At 43.2% G+C, this 2,743-nt stretch carries 2 protein-coding genes; both read left to right on the forward strand.

The genetic code is table 11. The annotated features are described in order from the left end of the window. Nucleotides 1-785: NAD(P)-dependent oxidoreductase (locus tag EGI24_RS14190; RefSeq protein ID WP_255049118.1), on the forward strand; the 785-nt coding region annotated here is incomplete at its 5' end. A gap of 1,094 nt (nt 786-1,879) precedes the next feature. Further along, nucleotides 1,880-2,743, forward strand: an 864-nt coding sequence (locus EGI24_RS14195; RefSeq protein ID WP_255049119.1) for an MFS transporter, incomplete at its 3' end; no start/stop codon positions are given.

Consider the following 2,743-nt stretch of genomic DNA (forward strand, 5'->3'; position numbering starts at 1 on the left):
CAGGGGTGCATAACCTCCTAGCCGATATCACCGATTCAGGTCAGATGTTTAATGCCATGAGCTCTTACACAGGCCTGCACGAGCTGGAGGGTGGCGAGGGCATAGCCCGATTTGACGCCGTGGTGCATTTTGCGGCCGTGCCGCGAATCCTCATCAAACCCGACAACGAGACTTTTAGGGTAAATACGGTGGGTACCTACAATGTGATAGAGGCAGCTGTAAAGTTGGGCATCAAAAAGATCATCATTGCCTCGTCGGAGACCACCTACGGCATCTGTTTTGCGGATGGCGTCACCGACCCCAAAGTGCTGCCATTGGAGGAAGATTATGACGTGGACCCGATGGACAGTTATGGTTTGTCGAAGGTAGTGAACGAAAAAACGGCACGGAGCTTTCAACTACGCTCGGGCTTTGATATATATGCCTTGCGTATCGGCAATGTGATAGAGCCGCATGAATACGCCGAACTGTTTCCGCATTATTTCAGAAATCCTGAAGTCCGTCGCCGCAATGCGTTCTGTTATATCGATGCCCGTGATTTGGGGCAGATAGTGGATCTTTGCTTGAAGAAAGACGGCTTGGGTTATCAGGTTTTTAATGCGGGTAACGACCACAATGGTGCGGTATTGAACAACAAGGAATTGCTCGAAAGGTTTTTCCCGAATGTACCTCTCAGCCGAGAACTTGACGAAACCGAGGCCTTATTCTCCAACCGCAAAATCCGCGAAATGTTGGGCTTTAAGGAGCAGCACAATTGGCGGAGGTATGTGGAGTGGGAGGATTAGTGTATTAGTTATTGGTTGATTTGTTATTGGTGTATTAGTTACTGGTTGATTGGTTATTGGTAAATCGGCCACTGAGCACAATGAAATTCAGATGATAATCTGACTGAAATTGCGATCGATAGATCTCGAAGTGGGTTATTGGTTAATCGGCCACTGAGCACAATGAAATTCAGATGATAATCTGACTGAAATTGCGATCGATAGATCCCGAAGTGGGTTACGGGTTAATCGGCCACTGAGCACAATGAAATTCAGATGATAATCTGAATGAAATTGCGATCGATAGATCCCGAAGTGGGTTACTGGTTAATCGGCCACTGAGCACAATGATATTCAGATGATAATCTGAATGAAATTGCGATCGATAGATCTCGAAGTGGGTTACTGATTAATCGGCCACTGAGCACAATGAAATTCAGATGATAATCTGAATGAAATTGCGATTGATAGATCTCGAAGTGGGTTGCTGGTGGATTGGTTATTGGTTACTGGTTTATTGGTTACTGGTAAATCGGCCACTGAGCCCAATGAAATTCAGATGATAATCTGAATGAAATTGCGATCGATAGATCTCGAAGTGGGTCACTGTTTAAGCTATTCCACAAAGGCACACAAAAAATGCTCAAAGTTTCACAAAGTGCTTGGTTGTTATAAAAAAACATTGGGTTTCAAAAGTCTAAACATAGTGTATGTCTTAGTGAACCTTTGTGTCTCCTTGGTGAAACTTTGTGGAATAATTGAATCACAATTTGCTAATTAGCACACTGCCTCATTATCACATTGCCTTTTTAACCACAGAGGGCACAGAGTTTTAGACAGAGGTTCCCAGCGTTCTTTGTGAACCTTTGTGTCTCCTTGGTGAACCTTTGTGGAATAATTGAATCACAATTTGCTAATTAGCATACTGCCTCATTATCACATTGCATTTTTTAACCTCAGAGGGCACGGAGTTTTGCACAGAGGTACACAAAGTTTTATTTTATTTGGGAGTTCATTAGGTGATTTTCATGTTTTGTTTGGTTTTATGCACAATTGTAATTAATTCCAGCAAGACCCACTATTTTTGTTTTTGTATCAAGAACCACTAATCATAAATGAATATAAAGATGAAGTCGGGGGAGTTTATTACCCTCTCTGCCTGCACCATGATGTTGACTGCCTTGGGTATCGATATTATGCTACCTGCTTTTGCCAGTTTGAGAGAGCATTTTGGTTTCAAGCCTGAATCAACGGCCACAGCCCAAATCATCGTTTTCTTTTTTATGGGTCAAATCGCCCAATTGTTTTTTGGAATATTGTCGGATCGCTTTGGCAGATTGGCCATTTATCGCATTGGTTTTCCTTTATATATTTTAGGTGGCTTGGTAGCGGCTTTTGCACCCACATTTGAGATCATGCTGGGGGCGAGATTTTTTGCCGGAGTGGGAGCTTCGGCGGTATTTATGACTACTATTGCAGGGGTTAGAGACCGTTTTGTTGGCGATCAAATGGCCCGCACGATGTCGCTCATTTTTACTATTTTCTTGTTTACACCCGTCATAGCACCCTTTTTGGGACTGGCCATACTGTCGGTTTCGTCTTGGCAAATGGTATTTCTTACACCCGTTATCTTCGGCATCGTGATATTCATTTGGTCGTTCAGAATGGAAGAAACACATCCCGTTGAAAAGCGAACGGACCTCAATTGGCCCAGCGTGAGCTTATCCTTAAAAACAGTCATCAGCAATCGTCCATTTCTAAGATATACCACCATTACTACTTTATTATTTTCTGCTTTGAGCACATGGGTGGCCACTTCAGAACATATCGTCGGGGGAATTTACGGCAAACCTGAACTATTTGCTTGGGTTTTTGCGGGCATAGGACTCTTGATGTCGCTTTGTACATTTTTCAATTCTTACTTTTCCACCCGAATAGGAGCGAGGAAAAGTATAAAATGGCTTTTGATGGCCTATGCC

This window comes from Lacihabitans sp. CS3-21 (assembly GCF_024343675.1).
Taxonomy (GTDB): domain Bacteria; phylum Bacteroidota; class Bacteroidia; order Cytophagales; family Spirosomataceae; genus Leadbetterella.